19 protein-coding genes and 1 pseudogene are annotated in these 21,967 nt (G+C 35.4%); 4 read left to right on the top strand and 16 right to left on the bottom strand.

The genetic code is table 11. The features are described 5' to 3' along the window. From B5X55_RS11190 to B5X55_RS11180, 3 genes are all read right to left on the bottom strand, one after another. Positions 1-723, bottom strand: a complete 723-nt coding sequence (locus B5X55_RS11190) for a gluconate 2-dehydrogenase subunit 3 family protein (RefSeq protein ID WP_079512708.1) — start codon at positions 721-723, stop codon at positions 1-3. A 3-nt stretch (positions 724-726) separates the two neighbouring features. Beyond that, the gene (locus B5X55_RS11185) at positions 727-2,448 is read right to left on the bottom strand and encodes a GMC family oxidoreductase (RefSeq protein WP_079512707.1); all 1,722 of its coding nucleotides are present in this window, start codon (positions 2,446-2,448) and stop codon (positions 727-729) included. A 131-nt stretch (positions 2,449-2,579) separates the two neighbouring features. Further along, positions 2,580-3,959, bottom strand: a complete 1,380-nt coding sequence (locus tag B5X55_RS11180) for a sialate O-acetylesterase (RefSeq protein WP_079512706.1) — start codon at positions 3,957-3,959, stop codon at positions 2,580-2,582. Between the two features lie 142 nt (positions 3,960-4,101). Between B5X55_RS11180 and B5X55_RS11175 the strand changes: the two genes are divergently transcribed. After that, a complete protein-coding gene (locus B5X55_RS11175) occupies positions 4,102-5,475 on the top strand; it encodes a Gfo/Idh/MocA family protein (RefSeq protein ID WP_079512787.1) in 1,374 nt (457 codons plus the stop codon). 1 nt (position 5,476) lies between these two features. Here the strand turns inward: B5X55_RS11175 and B5X55_RS11170 are convergent, their stop codons facing one another. From B5X55_RS11170 to B5X55_RS18785, 7 genes are all read right to left on the bottom strand, one after another. Continuing rightward, positions 5,477-6,493, bottom strand: coding sequence for a LacI family DNA-binding transcriptional regulator (locus tag B5X55_RS11170; protein ID WP_079512705.1), 1,017 nt, complete (start codon positions 6,491-6,493; stop codon positions 5,477-5,479). Positions 6,494-6,652: 159 nt separating this feature from the next. Continuing rightward, the gene (xylA, locus tag B5X55_RS11165; protein WP_079512704.1) at positions 6,653-7,969 is read right to left on the bottom strand and encodes a xylose isomerase; all 1,317 of its coding nucleotides are present in this window, start codon (positions 7,967-7,969) and stop codon (positions 6,653-6,655) included. 13 nt (positions 7,970-7,982) lie between these two features. Continuing rightward, entirely contained in the window at positions 7,983-9,467 is a 1,485-nt protein-coding gene (locus B5X55_RS11160) for a xylulokinase (protein WP_079512703.1), read from the bottom strand. 238 nt (positions 9,468-9,705) lie between these two features. Further along, positions 9,706-10,347: a response regulator transcription factor gene (locus B5X55_RS11155; RefSeq protein ID WP_079512702.1), complete on the bottom strand. Its 642-nt coding sequence runs from the start codon at positions 10,345-10,347 to the stop codon at positions 9,706-9,708. A 673-nt stretch (positions 10,348-11,020) separates the two neighbouring features. Then, complete coding sequence (locus B5X55_RS11150) at positions 11,021-12,718, bottom strand: PorP/SprF family type IX secretion system membrane protein (RefSeq protein ID WP_079512701.1); 1,698 nt, start codon at positions 12,716-12,718, stop codon at positions 11,021-11,023. A gap of 67 nt (positions 12,719-12,785) precedes the next feature. Further along, positions 12,786-14,012 (bottom strand): TolB family protein, encoded by a 1,227-nt coding sequence (locus B5X55_RS11145; RefSeq protein WP_079512700.1) that lies wholly within the window; start codon positions 14,010-14,012, stop codon positions 12,786-12,788. Between the two features lie 154 nt (positions 14,013-14,166). Beyond that, positions 14,167-14,310, bottom strand: coding sequence for a hypothetical protein (locus B5X55_RS18785; RefSeq protein WP_159447534.1), 144 nt, complete (start codon positions 14,308-14,310; stop codon positions 14,167-14,169). A 241-nt stretch (positions 14,311-14,551) separates the two neighbouring features. Here B5X55_RS18785 and B5X55_RS11140 point away from each other — a divergent pair, with 241 nt between their 5' ends. The 3 genes from B5X55_RS11140 to B5X55_RS11130 all read left to right on the top strand — a co-directional run bounded on the left by B5X55_RS11140 (position 14,552) and on the right by B5X55_RS11130 (position 17,865). Then, positions 14,552-15,004: a ferritin-like domain-containing protein gene (locus B5X55_RS11140; RefSeq protein WP_079512699.1), complete on the top strand. Its 453-nt coding sequence runs from the start codon at positions 14,552-14,554 to the stop codon at positions 15,002-15,004. 139 nt (positions 15,005-15,143) lie between these two features. Further along, the gene (locus B5X55_RS11135) at positions 15,144-15,608 is read left to right on the top strand and encodes a (2Fe-2S)-binding protein (RefSeq protein ID WP_079512698.1); all 465 of its coding nucleotides are present in this window, start codon (positions 15,144-15,146) and stop codon (positions 15,606-15,608) included. A 52-nt stretch (positions 15,609-15,660) separates the two neighbouring features. Continuing rightward, positions 15,661-17,865 (top strand): xanthine dehydrogenase family protein molybdopterin-binding subunit, encoded by a 2,205-nt coding sequence (locus B5X55_RS11130; RefSeq protein WP_079512697.1) that lies wholly within the window; start codon positions 15,661-15,663, stop codon positions 17,863-17,865. An 84-nt stretch (positions 17,866-17,949) separates the two neighbouring features. On the opposite strand, the pseudogene B5X55_RS11125 reads toward B5X55_RS11130, so the two are convergent. The 6 genes and pseudogenes from B5X55_RS11125 to B5X55_RS11105 form a co-directional block, all read right to left on the bottom strand. Beyond that, positions 17,950-18,540 (bottom strand): annotated as a pseudogene (locus B5X55_RS11125) (malate:quinone oxidoreductase). Between the two features lie 86 nt (positions 18,541-18,626). Further along, complete coding sequence (locus tag B5X55_RS19140; RefSeq protein WP_262494157.1) at positions 18,627-18,764, bottom strand: malate:quinone oxidoreductase; 138 nt, start codon at positions 18,762-18,764, stop codon at positions 18,627-18,629. A 144-nt stretch (positions 18,765-18,908) separates the two neighbouring features. Further along, positions 18,909-20,234, bottom strand: coding sequence for a DUF3570 domain-containing protein (locus B5X55_RS11120; protein WP_079512696.1), 1,326 nt, complete (start codon positions 20,232-20,234; stop codon positions 18,909-18,911). A gap of 22 nt (positions 20,235-20,256) precedes the next feature. Beyond that, a complete protein-coding gene (locus B5X55_RS11115) occupies positions 20,257-20,469 on the bottom strand; it encodes a DUF4266 domain-containing protein (protein WP_079512695.1) in 213 nt (70 codons plus the stop codon). Continuing rightward, positions 20,466-21,446 carry an FAD:protein FMN transferase gene (locus tag B5X55_RS11110; protein ID WP_079512694.1) on the bottom strand — a complete coding sequence of 327 codons (981 nt, stop codon included), beginning with the start codon at positions 21,444-21,446 and terminating at the stop codon, positions 20,466-20,468. The genes B5X55_RS11115 and B5X55_RS11110 overlap by 4 nt, the downstream gene beginning before the upstream one ends. Before the next feature lies 1 nt (position 21,447). Beyond that, a complete protein-coding gene (locus B5X55_RS11105) occupies positions 21,448-21,888 on the bottom strand; it encodes a thioredoxin family protein (RefSeq protein ID WP_079512693.1) in 441 nt (146 codons plus the stop codon). Between the last annotated feature and the right edge of the window lie 79 nt (positions 21,889-21,967).

Here is a 21,967-nt window from a genome sequence, read left to right as displayed (position 1 = left end):
CTATGTAAGTAAATTACCGTTTTCATCCCATTCTGCTATGACGTTTCTTTGACTCTGGTCTACACATTTTGCAATCCAAGCTGGATCATATGCTACTCCGTGCTGGTCTAATACATCTTGTGGTACACCATCCCATACATTGGGTGAATTTCCTTTATAACCTAAATCTGCTATTCCGACTTTAGAGGTATAATAACCTGTAACCGTTAGCCCTCTCATCATGTAGAAAAACTGTATTTCTAATGGTTGTTTCTCTAAAGGAACTTCTGTGTCATGCCAGCAAATTTCATCACAGATTTGTTTTTTCTGTTCTAAGGTTGCCGACTTGAACTCTGTACCGAATTCTGTATTACTTTTATGATCCAACCACATTAAGCCACCTAAAAGCGTCGGTGCCATTTCTGGAATATCTTTTCCCATGAACTCGACAAGGTCGGGAACACCCGCCTCAATGGGTCCACCATGTGGTTCTTTAGCTGGAAGAATAACCACAGCTAATTCTGCAATAGTCTCCATCTCATGTTCATTGAATAATTGTTCTGCATTTAACTTTTCTATGCGTTCCAATTCTTCTGGCGTTCTTCCAAAATATTTCTCACTACCTGTTGCAATAGCCTCATCAATAGTATCAGCATTTTCTGTTTTACAGGAGTTGAATACTAGACCTGTACCAGCAGCTGCTCCACCAAGTATTAAAGTTTGTAAACTCTTTCTTCTATCCATCTTCTAAATATTTTGTGCCTTAAGTTGTTCGATAATATAATCAGATGCTCTCCATGAAAGTGCCATAATGGTCCATGTACAATTCTTATCTGCCTGAGAAACAAAAACACCTGCATCTACAATGAAAACATTATCTACATCGTGTAACTGCTGAAACTTATTGGTCACAGACGTTTTTGGATCATTACCCATTCGTGTAGTACCAACTTCATGAATAATTTGACCTGGGGCTAAAAGACCATAATCTTTATCTTTTCCAGGCTTTTCATTTAAAGGTATACCGCCCATATTATGAATCAGTTCTTCAAAAGTATCTTGCATATGTTTCGCCTGGTTTATCTCAAATTCAGAATGCTTATAATTGAATTTTAAAACAGGAATACCAAATTGATCAACTGTTGTAGGGTCAATTTCACAATAGTTTTCTTTAAAGGCAATCGCCTCCCCACGACCTCCAAAACCAATCACAGAGCCATAGTACTTTTTAACATCGTCACGTAGACCTTCTCCATAACCTCCAGATTTAAGACCGAAGTATTTGTTCATTCCGTTAGGGTCAAAGCCGAAACCATAATTGGGTTGACCCATACCGCCCCAAACTTCGATGTGATATCCTCTTGGGAAATTGAGTTTAGAATTGTCTCCCCACCATGGTGAATATACATGCATACCACCTGTGCCATCTTCATTATAAGATGTCTTTCTATTCATTAAATCGGGAATTATGCCTGCTGCACTTGCACCCGTAGAATCATGAAGATATTTACCAACGATATTACTACTATTCCCTAATCCGTTTGGATGTTGCTTGCTTTTTGAATTTAGTAGAATTCGTGCTGAACTACAAGCGGATGCCGCTAACACAACAACTTTAGCTTTAAGCTTATATTCTTTTCTATCGTCTTTACTGATGTAGGAAACTCCTGTTGCTTTACCTTCTTCATTAGTCGTTATTTCACGAACCATTGAATTAACGAATATCTTTACTTTACCACCACTTTTTTGTGCTGGGAATATTAAGCAACTTCCCGCAGAAAAATCTGCATACACAGAGCATGAACGGGAACATTGTCCACAGTAAAAACAAACTCCACGATCATTATTAATTCTTTTGGTCAACATTGAAAGTCTACCCGGTATTACAGGGATATTAGATTTCTTTGCACCATTGATATAAAATAATTCATGCAGTCTCGGTTTCGGGGGAGGTAGAAAAAATCCGTCAGGATCATTCTCACGACCTTCATTGGTACCAAAAACACCAATAAGCTTATCTAATTTATCATAGTAAGGTTTAACATCCTCGTATCCGATAGGCCAATCATCACCATGACCATCACGAGTTTTACCTTTAAAATCTTTCGGTCCAAATCGTAAAGAAATTCGACCCCAGTGGTTGGTTCGTCCACCCAACATTCTTGCTCTCCACCATTTAAACTCGGTACCTTCTTCATGTGTGTATGGCTCGCCTTCAACTTCCCAGTCACCCCAAGACATATCCCATTCACCAAAAGCACGATCCGTTCCTGCCCCTCTACGAGGAGAATCATATGGCTGCTTTAATTGAGTCATCGTTTTGGGGTCAGCTGGATCAAAATAAGGACCAGCCTCTACAACGGCAACATTTAAACCGGCATCTGCCAACTGCTTGGTAGCCATACCACCACCAGCGCCAGAACCAATAATGATGACATCATATATTTCTGAGGATTCTTTTATCTGCATAATTTTGAATTAGTTATTGAATACAATTTAGATATTTTATCAAAAAATAATACTTGTTTTTAGCTGAATGACCTTGATCATTGGATGGACGTAAGGTTTTAAGAGTCATTCGTACACTTTACCCCAATTTTTTACTCACTTTTAAATGTAGATGCAGGCAAACCTACCTCATTATATAAATTACCAATATCAGTACTTTTCCATGCATATCGAACAGCTTTAGGGCTTTTCACTTCCTTTGAACTGACTATAACCATACCATTTTTCAGTTTTGCTTTTGCTGTAAACCACTCCCCTTTTTCATTCGATATCTCAAATAACTCTATTTTTTTTCTATCACTTTTTAATCCCTTATCGTGACTAAATTTAATTTGAATTTGATTCCCTATTATTTCGGCAGCTTCAAACAACGGACCATAAACCTCTTGATCTTGTAAGTTATTATAATGTTGTTTCAGTGCAATATTTGCCAGTCGCAAACCAACGTCTTGTTTGTTTTGTGGATGTATGTCTTCAACCGTACAAATATCACTGGTCATTGCCATTCCTGTATTTTTTAACGCTAAAGTTCTGCGTTGCTGATCACGAACTATACCACCTTCGAACTCTCCACCATATTTAAAAGGCGCAATTTGCACGTAGTAAAATGGAAAATCATTATTCCAATCAGCGCGCCAAGAGGTAATCATTTCAGTGAAAATCTGTTGGTAAGATTCTGCGTTAGCCGTATTCGATTCTCCTTGATACCACAAAACTCCTCCAATTTTAAAATTGGTCAATGGTGCAATCATGGCATTATATATAGTAGACTTCTCTATCGTCACCCATTGATTGGGTTGAATAAGCTCATGCGAAGTAACCAATTCTGGGTGTGCTTCGAAAACAGATTCTGGTGTCCATACTTCAGCACAAGAAGCACCCCAAGAAGAATCGATTAACCCAATAGGTATATTCAATTCTGACTGAACTTTTCTGGCAAAAAAATAAGCAACAGCGCTAAAATTAGGCATAGTTTTAGTAGAGCAAGTTTCCCAAGTTCCTATAACATTATCCAACGGATAATCTGCTGTTCTTTTCTCAACGGTGAACAACCGAATAGTAGGATAGTTTGCATTTTCAATTTCATAATCCTTATTATCAATTTTGCTATTTGCGCTCCATTCCATATTACTCTGCCCAGAACAAAGCCATACCTCACCAATTAAAACATCGCTCAAAACGATTTCATTTTCCTTTCCAATAAATCGGATGGTATAAGGCCCGCCTGCTTTTGGTGTGGCTACTTGAATATTCCATTTCGCATCATTACCAGTTTTCACTTGTACCGTCGCATCATTCCAACTTGTGTAAATTGAAAATTCCTCACTCGGTCCTGCCCATCCGTAAAGAGAAACATCCGATTCCCTTTGCAAGACCATTTCATTCGAAAAGATATTAGGTAATGTAATTTCTGCCTTAACAATAGTAACTGCGAATAGGCACAAGAAAAATAAGCTTAAACGTAATTTCATAGAATTATCAATAAAATTGATTTAAATATACCGAAATATGATTCATTTTAACAATTTCATAAACATTTACTGTTAATTTTAAATGATTACCTATCTTAACTCTTCCAATTATGAAATACATAATCAATTAACAACCAATACCATGTCAAATTTGTCTGCGCCTATTAAAAGACGGAATTTTATTAAAGCTGCATCAGCATCATTATTATTAACATCGTTAAGTTCTTATGGTTTTGAATTTTTCGAAAATGAAAAACCTAAAAAAGTTGGACTCATAGGTACTGGCTGGTATGGCACAAGTGATTTAATGCGATTGATACAGGTGGCTAATGTTGAAGTTGTTTCTCTTTGTGATGTAGATTCAAATTTCTTGAATGAAACGGCTCTTCTAGTTTCACAACGTCAAAAAAATGGTAAGAAACCAAAGTTATTTTCTGATTACAGAGAAATGTTGAAAAATGATAATTTAGATATTGTTTTAATCGGCACTCCTGACCACTGGCATGCTTTAACATGTATTGCAGCTCTAAAATCTGGAGCACATGTTTATGTACAAAAACCGATAAGTGTAGATATCATTGAAGGAGAGGCTATGGTCGCTGCAGCCCGCAAATATAATAGAACGGTTCAAGTAGGCACCCAACGCAAAAGCACACCACATTTAATTGATGTGAAAAAACAAATTATAGATACTGGGTTGTTAGGTACTATTGGTCATGTTGATATGGCTTGCTATTATCATATGCGTGCAAATGGAAATCCTCCGTTACAAGAAGTTCCTGATTTTTTGGATTATGAAATGTGGACAGGTCCAGCCCCAATGAGACCATATGATGGAATACCACACCGAAGATGGTGGCGAACTTTTAGAGAGTATGGAAACGGAATAACCGGTGATATGTGTGTTCATATGCTAGATACCGTTCGTTGGATGCTAGATTTAGGCTGGCCAAAACGGATAAGTTCTGAAGGTGGCATTTTTGTTCAGAAAGATGGAAAATCAAATATATCAGATACTCAATCGGCAGTATTTGAATATGATGACCTTAATTGCAATTGGCAACATAGAACATGGGGAAACCCAGACGACCCAGATTACCCTTGGTCGTTTAAAATTTATGGAACTAAAGGAGTTTTAAAAGGAGATGTTATGAAGGCGGAATTTATACCTCTTGATGGCAGTGAAACAATTCGCTTTGATGTACTATATGAGCGTGAGAAATATCCCGAAGATTTAACTGAAAAAGATATTGAATTACATGCTGCACCAGCAACACGTGGGCATATGATTGATTTTTTGAACGCTATTGAAAAAGGAAATAAACCTATTGCTGATATTGAGGAAGGACACATTTCAACAGCTAGCTGTATTTTGGCTAACTTATCTATGGACTTAAAAAGACCATTGGTATATGACCCAAAAAGCAGATCAGTATTAAACGACCCTGAAGCAACTGCATTATTACAAAGAGAATATAGGGGTGATTGGGAGCATCCACAACCAGATACTGTTTAACTTACTGAAGCTTTTTTGTAGAATCTCTAACTAATAGGCTAGTCTTTACCGTTTTGGTTTCATAAGGCTGCCCGGGATTTTTTATTCTATTTATCAATAGTGTAGCAGTGAGCTCACCTATGTATTTCCCATGCTGACTAACCATTGTTAATGATGGTGTTACATATTTAGATAACTGACCATTTGTGAAGCCTATTATAGAAATATCATTGGGGACATTATAGCCTCTAGCTTTTACAACTTCTAATACTTTTACAGCTGTAATTTCGTCTAAACCGATTATGCCTCCTATTGCTTTATAATTGAGTAAAAATGACATTAACATATCTAAATCGTCTTTTGGTGAAAGGTTGATTATCAATTTAGGATCAAAGAGTATTTCGAATTCTTCAAGGGCCTTTTTATATCCTAAAAGCCTTAATTTACCAACACTTGAGCTACCAGTAGGGTTGACTACGGCTATATTACTACAGCCAATATTAATTAAGTGCTTCGTAGTTTTATATCCTGCCTCAAAATCATCAACTACCACTTTGTCGCATTCTAAGGAATCTGTAACCCTATCAAAAAGCACTACTGGTATATCATTGTTAATGATATCTTTCAAAGCTTCATGTTTATTATCATTCTGGGTTTCTTCCGCCAACGAAATAATAAGTCCGTCTACAGTTCCCGAATCAAAAAATTCTAAGGTCTTACTTTCCTTTGAGCTAGATTCATCACTAATGCAACTAATGATATTATACCCATTCTCATTTGCTACTTTTTCAATGCCATACAATACTTGAACAAAGAAGTAATTTAAAATATTAGGTACAACCACACCAATGGTATTAGTACTTCTATTCAATAAATTAAGCGCAAGTCTATTAGGCTTATAATGCTTTTCTTTCGCGTATTCTTGAATCTTTAATTTTAATTGAGAACTTATTTCATGACTGTCATTTACAGCTTTTGATACCGTAGAAATAGAAACATTAAAATGCCCGGCAATATCTTTTAAGGTTACTTTTTTCATATGTCATTTCTTAAAAGGAAATAGGTATATGCCTACTTCTACCTTGTATTCATACTAAAGCAAACTGTCCCTAATGGAAAACCAAGGGACAGATTACTTTATCATTTTTGATGATAAAACTACTAACGTATTTTACTGATACAGTTAGAGCTTAATCAATTATATGTATTGATTGATGATATTCTCAAACAACTCTTGTTTGCCACTCTGTAATTCTAATTCACCATTCTCTTTTGCGATAGTGTAAAGATCTTTCAAGTCTAATTTACCATTTTCAAAATCTTTCCCTTTACCTGCGTCAAAAGAACTATACCTTTTTTCACGTAACTTGTTATACGATGAAGATGTAATAATTTTATCTGCTGTCAACAAAGCTCTTGCGAAGGTATCTGCCCCACCAATATGTGCATGAAATACATCATCTAAATCTGTACTGTTTCTTCTAATTTTAGCATCAAAATTTACCCCGCCACCTTGCAATCCGCCAGCTGCTAAAAATACCAACATCGCTTCTGTTGTTTCTTGAATGTTGTTCGGGAACTGATCCGTATCCCATCCGTTTTGGTAATCGCCTCTATTAGCATCCATACTACCTAACATACCTGCTTTAGCCGCAACAGCTATTTCATGTTGAAAAGTGTGCTGTGCCAAAGTAGCGTGATTCACCTCGATATTCATTTTAAAATCATTCTCTAAACCGTATTCTTTTAGGAAACCAATTGCGGTTGCACAATCGAAATCGTACTGGTGCTTCATTGGCTCCATAGGTTTTGGCTCAATAAAGAAATTACCTTTAAAACCTTGGCTACGAGCATAATCTCTTGCCATTGTCAAAAATTGACCCATGTGGTCTAATTCGCGACCTAAGTCAGTATTTAAAAGAGACATATAACCTTCTCTACCACCCCAGAACACATAATTTTCACCACCTAAAGCGATAGTCGCATCTAAAGCCAATTTAATTTGACCACCTGCTCTTGCCAATACATTAAAATCAGGATTGGTAGCCGCGCCATTCATGTACCTTGGATTAGAAAAACAGTTGGCTGTACCCCAAAGTAATTTCTTTCCTGTTTCCTTTTGCTTCTCCTTTATATAATCGGTAATTGTAGATAGTCTTTTTTCAGATTCTGCAAAAGTTGACCCCTCTTGAATTAAATCAAAATCATGAAAACAGAAATAATCAAATCCTATTTTATCAAAAAATTCAAAAGCCGCATCTGCTTTATCTTTAGCTGCTTGTACAGCATCTGAAGATTTATCCCACTCAAAATTTTGTGTGCCAGGACCGAACGGATCAGAACCTTGCCCACAGAAGGTATGCCAATATGCTGTTGAAAATTTAAAATGATCTCTCATGGTCTTACCCGCCACAACCTGATCAGGATTATAATATTTAAAGGCCATAGGATTATCAGATTCCTTTCCCTCAAATTTAATTTTATCTATCCCTTTAAAATACACCTTGTTTGCCATTTTGTTGATTTTATTATTTGTTCAAAATTAATTCCAATTCATTTTTCCAAGTGGTATAAGCTTCTTGGTATGCTGTCTTATCTGCTTTCGGACTAAACGTCATTACATAATCATTATCTAAGATTGTTTTACCGAATGCCTCAAAATCACCTTTATGCAAATTCGCTGCTCTGGCTGCACCAATTGCACCTGTGGTATTGTAGATTTCTATATCGTAGCCTATTAACGTAGCAACAGTCGTTGAGAAAATTTCAGAACGAAAAAGATTATCGTTACCTGCTCTCATTACATTGACTTTTATTCCATCAGATTCCATTATTTCCATGCCATATACAAAGGAGAATGCGATACCTTCTAATGCTGCCCTACATAAATGTCCCTTACCATGATTGTTCAAATTAAGGTTAACTATACGCGTACCAACTTCCTTGTTTTTAAGCATTCGTTCTGCACCATTACCAAAAGGAATAAGTGCAATACCATCTGAACCAATGGGCACTTTATTTGCCAAGGTGTTCATTTCATCGTACGAGTCAACATCAAGATTATTTAACAACCATCTATATTGAATACCTGCCCCATTTATACATAACAATTTACCGATTCTTGTAGGTTTACCAGGAGTATAATTTACATGTGCAAAGTTGTTAACGCGAGAGCTTTCTTTTACCGACAAATTATCAGTTACAGCATATACCACGCCTGAAGTACCCCCTGTCGCAGCAACTTCACCTGGATTAAACACGTTTAAGGTTAAGGCATTATTGGGTTGATCCCCAGCTCTATACAGAATAGGTGTTCCAACATTAAGCCCGCTATCCAATGCGCCTTTTTTATTTACGTTGGATTGTATTGAGAATGTATCGACTATATCTGGGATCATATCTTTTTCCAAGCCGTAATGTTCTATTAAAATATCTGCGATTTCATCCTTCTTAAAATCCCAGAAAATACCTTCTGAAAGTCCGGATACCGTTGTATTCACAACTCCTGATAATTTATATGCGATATAATCACCAGGCAGCATCATTTTATATATCTGCGCGTAGATTTCGGGTTCGTTCTCTTTTACCCATTTTAATTTTGAGGCAGTGAAATTTGCTGGTGAGTTCAACAAATGAGTATTACAGCGTTCTGCACCTATTTCGTCGTAAGCATTTTGACCGATAGTAACTGCCCTACTATCGCACCATATAATAGACTTTCTTAATGCGTTACCCTCTTTATCAATCAACACTAAACCGTGCATCTGATATGAAATACCAATACCTATAATATCGGTAGTTTTTATTTTATACTCTAAAATTAACTTTTCGATACCGCTACAAACATAACGCCACCAATCTTCAGGACTTTGCTCTGCCCAGCCATTTTTCACAGCCTCCATAGACATTTCTGTCTCTGGCTCTGTTACTACTCCTATACTTTTTCCTGTCGAAGCATTTACCAGGGCAATTTTTATAGATGAGCTTCCTATGTCTAATCCTAAATGGTACATAAATAGTGTGAATTGATTTATAGCTGTAATAAGTTAAACCAAAAATAACTACAATGTGCCCTTTTCTTTATTTCCTCAACGAAAATTTATAGTAACCTTTATATGATTGAAAATTAAGAGCAAATAATCTTTAGATTAAATACCTGTAAATGAATTATTTACGTAAATAATATATTACCTATAATTTTCGAAAAGGTTTTCGTAATACCATTTATTTCCATATTTAAAAATGACAAGTTTAATATTCTTCGAGTTGATTTTGTAACTGTTCAAGTTTAGAAAGTGCTTCAGATTTCGAGTTTACATCTAGCTTTAAATAGATATTTTGAATATGAAAATTTACTGCACTTGGGGTTACAAAAAGCTTTTGAGCAATCATCTTATAGGTAGCTCCTTGGCATAAAAAATCTACAATCTGATTCTCTCTTTCAGAGAAAAATGCAAAGGTTTTCTTGTGAAAATTATGAATGATTTTCTTTACAATATCATTACTCATTGCAGCACCTTCTTTTTCCATACTACGTAATGCATGCTCTAGTTTATCTAATGTTAACGGCTTAGTCAAATAGCCATTTGCACCTTTTTTAAAAGCATTTTTAATGACATCGAAATCATTTATTTCACTGAACATTATAATTTTAATACCCCACTCCTTTTTCCTGAATAGTTTAATAGCATCAATACCATTAGTTCCATTTAATTCTATTTCAGACAATACAATGTGTGGTTTTGTAAAACTAAAATCTTTTAGTGCCTCTTTAGCAGAAGTATAACTGCCAACTAATTCATAATCTGCTATTTCGTCAAAGTGATTCTTATAAACCGTATGTAATGATTTATCACTTTCCAATACGATAATTCGAGTAATAGAATTTTTCATAATTTCCAAAGTTTAGCGATACTCTTCCCAAAACGGAAGAATATCAAATGTTAGTTTGAGTATTTTCAAAAACCTATTGGCCCTTGAATAACTAAACAATAGGACAGTATTTATGAGCCTATAGATTAAACTATCGGTTCATTAAAGCATACCAAATGGGGGTACTTCGAAGATTAATCAATGTATTTAGATTATTCTTTGTCCTAGTTCAGTTATAATTTTTAAATCAAAAAGGCTTATTCGCTAATGATTTAAATTTAGTATACCGAAACGATCGCTAAACTTTGGAATTATGAAATTTCGTTTTGTTAAAAAAACAGAAATCTCCTTAGAAGTGAGATGTAAATTGATACAAAAATTTAGTAGGTAAAATTTTGTCATAATAATGGGGGGATTTGGGGTTAAACATTGTTTTACAATAAATTTGGTTCGAGAAATATATATATTAATGCCACATACCCGTCAAAAACATGAGATTTTTCGTTAAAATGCAGTTTTTTGCCAAAGAAAAAGGTAGTTCATCGATTGTTAACCTAATGTTAAATCGAGAACTACCTTCTAAAAAAAATAAAAAAAAGGAGGGAACCCAGTCATCCCCCCGGATAACGCCCCTCCTTTATTGACAATTCAAATCAACCATAAAATCGTAGAAAATAATGGTTCAATCTTTACCCTATTCTCTACTTATATCATCATCCTCAAAAGTATTTGATGCAGTAGCTGTAGTTTCATTTACTTGCATAATCCACTTTTCTTGATTGTATTTTCCGTCTAAATCTGTACTTGCAGCCATTTGTGCATCATTCTTATAATCGTAGTCTGCTAAGTACACATAGTACAGCCCGTTTTCTTTATTGTAGAACTGTTTTGGATCTAATCCTTTTTCTCTAAGCTCGGTCATGAAAGCATTCATGTATTTTGTTTTACTGTATACATTTGCAATTACATAGTAACCAGAATTCATATCAATCACATCAGAATCTACTAGCATTTTAACCGGTAACTCTTTAAAATTTGCTCTTCTTGATGATGTAGATGCTACTTTTGCTGTTGCGAACGCATCTGCAGGTTCTGTTACAAAATCCATATCATTAGATACATACGACGTGTTTTCTTCTACACTAAAGTCTTGTAATGAACTTTTAATTGTGGTATCAATATCATTACGTAACATTCTAACGATTAGCTCAAAACGCTCTTCAAAAGCCGCAATTCTTTCATTTTCTATGGAATCTTGACGAAGAATTAATTCGTCTAGTATAATTTTGTTCTCGTAAGCCAAATCATTTTCAGCTATATCGGTATGTTTTCTTTTCTGATTTGATTTTCTCGCATTATCACGTTCCTCTATCAAATGAGCAATCTGCTCTTCATAATTTCTTACAATATTGTCTATTTGATTATCTGATGAATTGTCTGCTACTGTTATATTCAAATCATCATCTTTAAATTTATATGCCAAAGTTATTTCATGGTTCCATCCTAAGTTGGCTTCACTACTAGACAAATCTTTTTCCATTAAATAACCCAATGACATTTTCTCGCTTAAATTAAAACCTACACCAGCAGCTACACCGTACTGTTCATCTACTGTAGTCTGTAGCCATCCGTAGTTTGGCAAGTCTAATAATAAAGACCCAAAATAGTACAAGCTACCATCTAAGTTTTGACCAACTTGCGCCATTGGCATTAATCGGGCATTTTCAAAAAGACCCCTAGAATTTTCGAACGAATGTGTATACTGTACTGATGCTTTAACACTTTTTGTAGATAAATCGGTTAAAAATTCATTTGTCGTTTGGTTATACTTTAAAAGGTCTTCAGCGTAAAACCCAAAATCAAATTTCCCTAATGAAAGATTAATACCTGGTTGAACTGCAATTTTACTTTCCTTTCTAGCATCTGCAATTTCTGGGTCATCTACACTCGTTACAATTCTATTTTTATCTAATCCTTGATTGAAATATGTAATGTTCGTACCAAAGGTTAAAACAGATTTTTCACCTAAACGTACCGAAGAAGCATAATTGGCATTAAATCCAAATTCTTGTACAACACCAGACCATTGACTGTAAACTCCTATACCGACAGCTGTATGATCATTTAATTTATTGCTAAAACCTAAAAAGTAGTTTTGACTATTGTCATCGAACGTGGCATATTGATTTCTATGTAATATGTTCAAATAAGATTTGTTTTCGCGCACCAATGAAAAAGTAGGATTGATGAAAAAACGATTGAAGAATAATTGATTGTGGTAGGTACTACTAGAACCTAAATTTGTATTGGTTTCTTGACCATTAACTGTTTGGACAAGGGCCAATAAAAGTAATGCAATAATTAAACTATTGATTTTTAACGGACTTTCCATAACGATTGAATTTTATGATTCGTGAACGATTGTCTTTTACTTATTGGGGTAAATGAATAATGGGTGGTTATTCATCTTCAAAAACAGAACTAGAATACTGCGTCTGTCTTTCACTATTGAATGCTTCTAAAAAGCGGTCATCCCTATCTTTCTCATTAATAGGCTTATCATTTAAATTAAATGCAACATTTTGGGCACTCTTACCCTTGGCCATTCTATTCGATACTACATAGCCAAATCCATTACCTTGTAGAAGGTTTACTGAATATTCATCGAAAGAACTATTAATTGTATTTCCCATATTTACTGCAAGGCCAACTTTTCTCTGCCCTACTTCTACCATAAATACGTCTAGGCCACCAAAACCTTCTCTGCCCTCTGAAGCAAAAACAAGCGTACCATTAGCTACAGGGTTTGGGTGTAAATCATTCTTGGCTGAGTTTACTTTTTCACCAAGATTCTTAGCCGTACCCAATGCTCCGTTTTTTTGAATTGTGGCGACATAAATATCGTATTCGCCGAAAGTACCAGGCATGTTTGAAGCAAAGAATAATCGGCTACCATCTGGTGAAACTGCTGGGTGTTTTGCTGAGTAATCGCCAGGGCAAATAGGTACCTCAGTAATTTTCTTCCATTCTCCGGCTATTTTATCGGCCTTATAAATTTTATGTACTTCTTTTCTTTTCGAAAAAATACCTGTTACAGGTTTTCGGTAGGTAGTTTTACTGAAATATGCAGTGTTACCGTTGTTTGTAAGTGCTACTGGTTGAGAATATCCTCCCATTGTATTGGATGGACTTTTAAGATTCGAGGCTAATTCTTCACTAGCTTCTTCATTGTCCCAAGGTAAAAATTTACTTCTATTGTTAGACGTAATACGAGTAGGTATAACCGTTTGCGTCATTTTATAGTCGTCCTTCACCAACTCGGTCCAGTTTTCATCGGCAATTTCGTTTTGAACTTGCTTGCCTAATTTGGTTACTGCATGGTCAAATCTCTTTTGATAACTCTTTGACAAAGATCCATCTTCTGAAATTTCTATTAATTTACCATACCAGTACAATGCGTTTTCATACTTCTTAGTTAAAAAGTTAGCATTGCCTAAGTCTTCGAAAATCTCTTTATCGGCATAACCAAGAGATTTTAACTTCTCGTAATTGTCTGCTCGTTTTGATACTTCGGTAATTTTCCTCTCTTGAAAATTAGTAGAGGAATGATTGAAGGCCAAATCTTGGCCAAAGCCCATGGTCGCCATACAGGCAAACAAAAGGGTGCATTTTAATGAATTGTTCATGTTACTAGATTTTGGGGTTAATACCACAAAGTTCTAATAACCGATTCGTTCTGTTATTAATAAAAATTCATAGGTTTTACAGCAATGTGTAAACTAACATATCGAAAATGATATATAAATATCTAAAAACCAGCACTTAACAAAAATATATGACTTATTTAGCTACCTGTTTATTTTTTCTTTTATCAGAAATATAAGAATACCCTAAATATGCAAGCTGCAAACCAACCGTAGCCATTTTCAATTTTCGCCTTCGCACCAATATCTTCGCTATCCCAAATAGTGGTGATAATCCCATAATATTTTAATTTTAAAATTTACATGAAAATACTATTTAACCATTGGTAACCTTGACTCAATCTGATGAAAATATAAACAGAAAACCAGCTAATAGCATGGTGTAATTACTGACATCAAAATAACATCAATACAGCAAAAATCCTACTCATTATAGTCAACCATAGTTATGAAATAAACTTAACTTAGAGCTATCATTATTTTTAACGATAGACATATGCAGCTACATAAAATATAATATTATGAACAAGGATATTGAGAAAATAGAACACAGACTAAAAGATTTAGTAAGTAAAAATGAGGATGCTATAAAAGGTTTTGAAAAAGCATCAAAAAATTCTGAACAAGTAGGTATTAAGACTTATTTTGAAAAGAAAGTGATTGAAAGAATGCAGTTTTTAAGAGAAATCAGAGCTGCTGTACCCGATTTAGATTTAGGTAGTGTTGCTATAGATGGAAGTGCTGTTGGTGCCTTGCATAGAACATGGATGGATGTAAAAGCTTTTTTTGCTGGAGATAATGACGAGGCAATGTTAGAGGAAGCTGTAAGAGGAGATAAATCTGCCATTGAAGATTATGACAAAGCCTTAACAGAAACGATGATGCCGCCAAGATTGAAAGAAATTATTAGAACACAGCGTGAGAAACTACACAATGATATACAAACAACTGAAATCTTAGAAGATTACAGATAGTGTAACCACATTAATTTAAAAGCCCTTGCAGTGCAAGGGCTTTTTTCTTCGCTTAGTTTATAAAAATTTATAAAAAACATACTTAATAAGTATAAAATTTTACCTAATTTCAAGGGACTCAATTAAATATCAAAAACTAATGGCGAATTTCAGTTTAAAAGTTAATGGAAAAACAGAGCAGATAGATGTAGATCCAGCTACACCAATGCTTTGGGTACTAAGAGACCATTTAAAATTAGTAGGAACAAAATTTGGTTGTGGCATCGCTCAATGCGGTGCTTGTACCGTGCATCTTGGCGATAATGCAGTACGGTCTTGTCAACTTCCTGTATCAGCAGTAGGGGAACAAACCATTACTACCATTGAAGGTCTTTCTGAAAATGGCGACCATCCGGTACAAAAAGCTTGGATAGAAGAAGATGTATACCAATGTGGTTATTGCCAAGCAGGGCAAATAATGAATGCAAGTGCGTTTTTAAAGAGAAATCCTAATCCATCAGATGTAGAGATTGAGGATGCTATGAACGGTAATATCTGTCGTTGTGGCACATATACGCGAATTAAGAAAGCGATTAAGAACGCTGCTAATACTTCAAATGCGTAATAACAAGTGGCCCACAATTTTGGGATTTTAAACTTCATTAAAAAACAAACAGATGACACTCATAAAAACAACATATAATAGACGTTCCTTTATAAAAAGCTCTGCCCTTGCAGGTGGTGGCATGGTAATAGGTTTTAGTTGGCTAGCTTCTTGTAATCCAACCCCGGAACAAGTAAATAATATGCCTAAAGAATGGTTTGATATAAATGGTTTCCTTAAAATTGGTGATAATGGCATGGTAACTATCATGTCACCAAATCCTGAAATTGGCCAGAATGTTAAAACATCTATGCCAATGATCGTTGCAGAGGAATTAGATACAGATTGGGATAATGTAATAGTAGAGCAAGCTCCATTAAATACCGATATATTTCAAAGACAACTCGCTGGTGGTAGCCAATCTATTCGTGCCGGTTGGCAAGGTTTACGTATGGCTGGGGCCACTGCTCGGCATATGCTAATTGCCGCTGCTGCAGAGGCTTGGCAAGTTCCTGCATCAGAAATAACAACGGCTGCAGGTATCATAAGCCATAAGGCTTCAAATAAATCTGCAGGTTATGGAGAAATGGCATCTTCCGCAGCTACCATGGCAGTACCTGAAGAAGTTACCCTAAAAGATATTAAAGATTTTGTGATTATAGGAACGGATAGAAGAAACGTTGACGGACCAAATATAGTAACCGGCAAATCTTTATTCGGAATCGATATTCAAGAAGAAGGCATGTTGATTGCTATGATTGTACATCCACCTGCTTTCGGATTTAGTTATAAATCCATGGATACCGAATCTGTAAAATCAATGGCCGGTATTAAAGATGTATTTCCTATCGATGTATACCCAGAGGGAATGGAAAAACAATGGTCTGATGGAGGTAGCATTGCAAAAATGGTTGCTATTGTTGGTGAAAGTACCTGGCAATGTATGATGGCCAAAAAAGCCTTGAACGTTGAATGGGAAAAAACTTCTACTTTAGAGAGTACTTCAGGTCATGATGAGGCTTTAACTAAATTATTAAATACGTCTGCAAAGGAAGCTGCACGTAAAGATGGTGATGTTGCAAAGGCATTCAAATCAGCATCACAGATTATTGAACGCACTTTTAGTGCTCCATTTTTAGCACACAATACTATGGAGCCTATGAACTTTTATGCGGACGTTACTGCCGAAAGAGCAATTTTGAACGGCCCAATTCAAACTCCTGAATTTTTAGAAAAATCTTTGGCATCTAGACTAGATATGCCCGTTGAAAAAATAGATATAAAAATGACCCGTATGGGGGGTGGTTTTGGAAGGCGATTATACGGAACATTTGGGGTTGAAGCGGCTGTAATATCTCAAAAAATGCAGGCGCCGATAAAATTGGTTTATTCACGTGAAGATGATATGACCCAAGGTACGTATCGACCTACCTATAAAGTGAAATATAAGGCCGGTTTAGACAAAGACGGTAATTTAATCGCTTGGCACGTTAAAGGTGCCGGATCAAATGACGATTTAATTTTTGAAAACAGATTCCCTGCAGGAGCAGTTGATAATTATTTGGCTGAAAAATTCATATTAGATACCAATGTTACTACAGGAGCATGGCGCGCACCACGGTCAAATTTTGTTGCAGGTGCCGAACAAGCATTTATAGATGAAGTTGCTGAAGCAGCCGGTAAAGACCCTATAGAATTTAGACTTGAATTATTTGACAGAGTGATTAAAAGCCCAGTGGGTGATCCAGAAAATAATGATTATGACCCAAAACGTTATGCTGGTGTTCTTAAATTAGTAAAAGAAAAATCTGGTTGGGACGGTAATCAAAAGAATGGAGCCGCTAGAGGTGTATCAGCTTACTACTGCCATAATTCATATGTGGCTCAGGTATTAGATCTTGCAAAAGATACTAATCCACCAAAAGTAGATAAAGTATGGTGTGCCGTTGATTGCGGAATTATAATTAACCCAATGGCAGCAAAAAATCAAATTGAAGGAGGTATAATCGATGGAATTGGTCATGCTACTTATAGCCAAATGACATTTGAGGATGGTAAACCTCAGCAATCTAACTTTGATACCTATCGACTAATTCGCCATAAGGAGGCACCGAAAGAAATTGAAAGCTATTTTGTAGATAATGGCATTGATCCTACAGGATTGGGAGAACCTTCTCTTCCTCCAGTTATAGGTGCATTATCAAATGCATTATACAGGGCAACAGGGCAAAGACATTATAATCAGCCGTTTATTACTGAAAAACCATTAATTGGATAATGCCCTTATGCTATTGCAAACGAAAACGCCGGAAGATATCTTCCGGCGTTTTTAATTTTATATAACATTTTAAATAGCAATTTTCTAAGCTAATTTTAAAGCAATTCTAGATTTTTTAAGTTCTTCTTCAAATAAGTCTTGAGTCACTTCTTTTTTATAGAAGGGTACCTTTTTATTTAGTTTCAGTTTTCCAACTTCAGATGTAATCATTTTAGGAAAAGCTTTCTCCATCTTTAAAAACCAATCTTCATTCTTGTCAGAATCTATGTCTAGTACTTCTGTATTGAACAATACTTCGGTATCATATTCCGTAGCTAAAATATCATACAACTGTTCTGTTAATGAGCCATAATTCATTTCTGTACCCCTATCTATTCTTGACGCGGCCATAATTTCATCTTCTGTACGCCCATGAATCATTAGCGGAAACTATTCTTTCATTTTCCCTACCTCCCTAGAAAACTCTATACTATCGAACATAAAATGCTCTTTAAAGGCCTTGTACTGCTTTTCTAGATAGCCTACATTTTCTTCACCTTGTACCCAGCTACGATGTGGGTCTAGAGTAATGAAATATTTAGAGTCTTTAATGAAGCCTTCATTTACCAAAAAGGACCAAAACTGATTTGAGGTTTTAAATTGCGTACAAATGTCAATTGCCTTTTTTATGTTCACATGACCCTCTTCACCTTCTGGTATATATAAGTTCACATAGGGCCGAGTGCCCCCTAACCTGCATTGTTCCAAGCAGCAGAACTTTCTTACTCTACCTGATTTAATCGTTCAACGATTAGTACATTAAGATCTGGCTTTAACTGCTTTACTAATAATGCTAACGTTGCACTCATGATACCTGTACCAACACAAATAAGGTCATATTCCTTTCTCAATTCCATCATTTTCAATTTTAATCTTGTTAAAGATATTTGAAATATAATTTAAAACATTCAACCTTTATTACAGAATAAACCTAAACTCAATTTAGATACAAACAAAAAAACAGGTCTAGCGACCTGTTTTTTTGTTTTATTTCATTTAGAGATTTAGTCCATTACAAACTTAAATCCTGCTGTTATTATACTAGAACTAAAAGTGGTATCTCTGTCATATTTATAAAACTTCAAATCAATACTTTTAAGCCCAAGTTTCCAAATATGTGCTTTTGTAAATATATCTGTATACGAAACTCCCATTCCGAATTGATTTGCCGAATATTCCGATAAATCATAATCGGAAGTATAATATGTATCGGTAGATAAGGCTTCTTCATATCCGTAAAAGTAATCTGCCGCTGTCTGCTGATAATATCTATAGGAAGGATATATTGTAAACTTATCTGAAATCTTAATCGGTACTTCTACACTTGCCGTGTGCGAGCTAATACCCCAATCATCATAATAATATCGATAAAAACTTCGCACCACCACGGTCTCATTTACATACCAGTTTAAACGGCCCCCTACGGCTACTTTAAACCGACTATCAGGCAATTGTTCAATGGCATCGGCCAGTTGAAAGTTCTCTATAAAAGAATCTGCTACATCAGCAAAATAGACACGTTGAAACGGAGTCGATAATAACCCTTGTTGCTGTACAAAATCTAACGCCAATGAGCCCTGAAGATTTTTACTTAGAATTTGCGAAAAACCAAATCCTACAGAATAGGAATTTCTTGTTTCGTCTGAAAATTTATCAAAAATGGGGCTGTAGTTAGTATCACCCGTAATCGTTTTATTTGAGAAGAAGCCATTAGCCAAACCATTAGCTCCACTGGCAAAAGGTCTAAGCTCTGACGGATATATAGAATTCCACTTATCTAAATACACATTGGCATTTACACTAACTTCTGTATTTTTCTCATTGAATAATTTGGTTAAACCTCCGCCAAAACCTAAAGAGAAATAATCATATTCTGAAGACACCGATAGTTTACCCGATACAATGGTATTTCTATCATCTGAACTATGACTATATGAGCCCGATAAATTTACCCAAGTATCTGAACTAGACGCACCAGAACTAGCTACAAAAGGATCAGCTGGCTGTCCGCCATCAAATGGGTCAACGTTACTAGATGATGCAGAAGTATAAGCGGATACACCCGCATCAATTGTTAGCACATCATCATCGCTCAACGGAATTGAAACTACAAAAGTTCCTGTGACATCTGTTAATTCTTCCGTTCCTATACCACCACTCACTGCTGCATTGTCACCACTTTGACCGTAATAACTAGTGAGAAAATCTACTTCGGTAGTTTCTAGAACACGCTTCTTATAAGTTTTAATTGAATCTTGTTCCTGTTGCGCATAACATGTCACAAACAAGAGTAGTGTTACTGTAAAACCTATAGTTTTAAATATTTTCATTTTTTGTGAAGTTCTATTTTAATTAATTACAGCCGCAGCCACCACCCGTTTTTCCGCCATTTGCTCCAGCAGCAGCCTCTCTATAAGAGTGCATGGTAGTTACATTACGATCAACTTTCTTATCCTGTAAAACCATATCAGGATCATTTATATTAATCTTTTCATACTCCTTTAACACTGTGCAGCTACTAAAGGAACCCGCTATTAAGACAAAAATTAAAAAATTCTTTATCATGATTTTTCTATTTCTATATTCTTCGATGTGATAATATTTCCTTTATCATCAATTATTATACATTCTACTTTTGGTAACTGCTCGATACGATTTAATCCGACTTCTTTTCCCATCACAAATACCGATGTTGCCAAAGCATCTGCCAATTCAGCTTTTGGGGCGAAAACGGTGACACTGATAATACCCGTTGCGGGATATCCACTTCGCGGGTCAATAATATGGGTGTATCGAATATTATTAAAGGTCACATACTTCTCGTAATTACCTGAAGTCACTACTGCCCCATTGGATATAGGCAACAAGGCAAAAACCTTATTCTTATCCATAGGATTCGTAATGGCAACTTTCCATTCGCTCCCATCTGGTTGCTTACCCCAAGTATTCATGTCACCGGATGCATTAATGATTCCTGAAACAACACCTTTTGATATTAATAAGTCCTTTGCTTTATCTGCTGCATAGCCTTTACCAATAGCACCAAAACCAATCTTCATACCTTTTAGCTTCAAAAAAACAGTATTGTTTTCTTTGTCTAACATTATATTTTGAAAACCAACTTTTTCAACGGATGCTTTGATTGAATCTGCAGAAGGCATCTCTTTCATACTACCATCGAACTTCCAAATTTTATCCATCGAAGCATAGCTAATATCAAAAGCACCATCGGTTAGTTTAGAAATACCGATTGACCTTTGAATCAAATCGAATAATTCGACATCGACCTTTATTGGTTTCAAACCTGCATTTTTATTAATTTCTGATGTTTGAGAGTTTGAATCCCAAGAAGATATTAACTTCTCAATTCTTGTTATTTCATTGACAGCCAAATCGATATATTCATTCGCTTCAACGGGATTTTTAGCTACCACTGTAATGTCAAAACGGCTCCCCATTAATTTTAAGGTACGTTTATATGACTCTTGAGCACTGAGTAACCCTACAGAAAACAACGTTAATATGAGGACTATGTTCTTCACCCTATTTTATGAATGAATTCATTTCATTTATGTATTCTTTTGGAGATAGTTTTTTATAACTAGTTTCCCCAAAAACCTCACCATCACCGTTCATGACCACCACGAAAGGAAAAATACCGTTTTTGTTATATTTTTCCGCTAAAGCTTTGTTCTTATCTTTTTGTTCTGGAGATAATGCATTATTTTTTCTTCTAGGAAAATCTGCCTGCAACATTACATAATGATTTTTAGCATACGTTTTAAATTCATCTGTAGACCAAACTTCCCTATCTAATTTAATACAAGGTGCACACCAATCTGAACCTTGAAATACTAAAACAATTGGTAAGTCTTTTGATTTCGCTATTTCTTTTGCTGTACTTAAATCGGTTTGCCATTCTTGTGCAAACGATGAACCCATTCCTGCAGCTATAAACAACACTAACAATATGTACTTTTTCATATCTTTTTATTAAATAGACTTAGATTAAGTCAATAATTATACCAGTACCTTTCTAAGAAAATCACATTATTTTCTTAAA

The sequence above is a fragment of the Maribacter arcticus genome (assembly GCF_900167935.1).
GTDB classification, from domain to species: domain Bacteria; phylum Bacteroidota; class Bacteroidia; order Flavobacteriales; family Flavobacteriaceae; genus Maribacter; species Maribacter arcticus.
Note: the sequence above shows the minus strand (reverse complement) of the source record. Positions and strands in the feature narration are given on the sequence as shown.

Excerpts from the sequence above, each read along its gene's own strand:
- B5X55_RS11175 (WP_079512787.1), top strand. The coding sequence starts at position 4,102 with ATGTCAAATTTGTCTGCGCCTATTAAAAGACGGAATTTTATTAAAGCT.
- B5X55_RS11130 (WP_079512697.1), top strand. The coding sequence starts at position 15,661 with ATGACACTCATAAAAACAACATATAATAGACGTTCCTTTATAAAAAGC.
- B5X55_RS11155 (WP_079512702.1), bottom strand. The coding sequence starts at position 10,347 with ATGAAAAATTCTATTACTCGAATTATCGTATTGGAAAGTGATAAATCA.
- B5X55_RS19140 (WP_262494157.1), bottom strand. The coding sequence starts at position 18,764 with ATGATGGAATTGAGAAAGGAATATGACCTTATTTGTGTTGGTACAGGT.
- B5X55_RS11185 (WP_079512707.1), bottom strand. The coding sequence starts at position 2,448 with ATGCAGATAAAAGAATCCTCAGAAATATATGATGTCATCATTATTGGT.
- B5X55_RS11180 (WP_079512706.1), bottom strand. The coding sequence starts at position 3,959 with ATGAAATTACGTTTAAGCTTATTTTTCTTGTGCCTATTCGCAGTTACT.
- B5X55_RS11140 (WP_079512699.1), top strand. The coding sequence starts at position 14,552 with ATGAACAAGGATATTGAGAAAATAGAACACAGACTAAAAGATTTAGTA.
- B5X55_RS11150 (WP_079512701.1), bottom strand. The coding sequence starts at position 12,718 with ATGGAAAGTCCGTTAAAAATCAATAGTTTAATTATTGCATTACTTTTA.
- xylA (WP_079512704.1), bottom strand. The coding sequence starts at position 7,969 with ATGGCAAACAAGGTGTATTTTAAAGGGATAGATAAAATTAAATTTGAG.
- B5X55_RS11115 (WP_079512695.1), bottom strand. The coding sequence starts at position 20,469 with ATGATAAAGAATTTTTTAATTTTTGTCTTAATAGCGGGTTCCTTTAGT.
- B5X55_RS11145 (WP_079512700.1), bottom strand. The coding sequence starts at position 14,012 with ATGAACAATTCATTAAAATGCACCCTTTTGTTTGCCTGTATGGCGACC.
- B5X55_RS11160 (WP_079512703.1), bottom strand. The coding sequence starts at position 9,467 with ATGTACCATTTAGGATTAGACATAGGAAGCTCATCTATAAAAATTGCC.
- B5X55_RS11170 (WP_079512705.1), bottom strand. The coding sequence starts at position 6,493 with ATGAAAAAAGTAACCTTAAAAGATATTGCCGGGCATTTTAATGTTTCT.
- B5X55_RS11120 (WP_079512696.1), bottom strand. The coding sequence starts at position 20,234 with ATGAAAATATTTAAAACTATAGGTTTTACAGTAACACTACTCTTGTTT.
- B5X55_RS11135 (WP_079512698.1), top strand. The coding sequence starts at position 15,144 with ATGGCGAATTTCAGTTTAAAAGTTAATGGAAAAACAGAGCAGATAGAT.
- B5X55_RS11190 (WP_079512708.1), bottom strand. The coding sequence starts at position 723 with ATGGATAGAAGAAAGAGTTTACAAACTTTAATACTTGGTGGAGCAGCT.
- B5X55_RS11105 (WP_079512693.1), bottom strand. The coding sequence starts at position 21,888 with ATGAAAAAGTACATATTGTTAGTGTTGTTTATAGCTGCAGGAATGGGT.
- B5X55_RS18785 (WP_159447534.1), bottom strand. The coding sequence starts at position 14,310 with ATGGGATTATCACCACTATTTGGGATAGCGAAGATATTGGTGCGAAGG.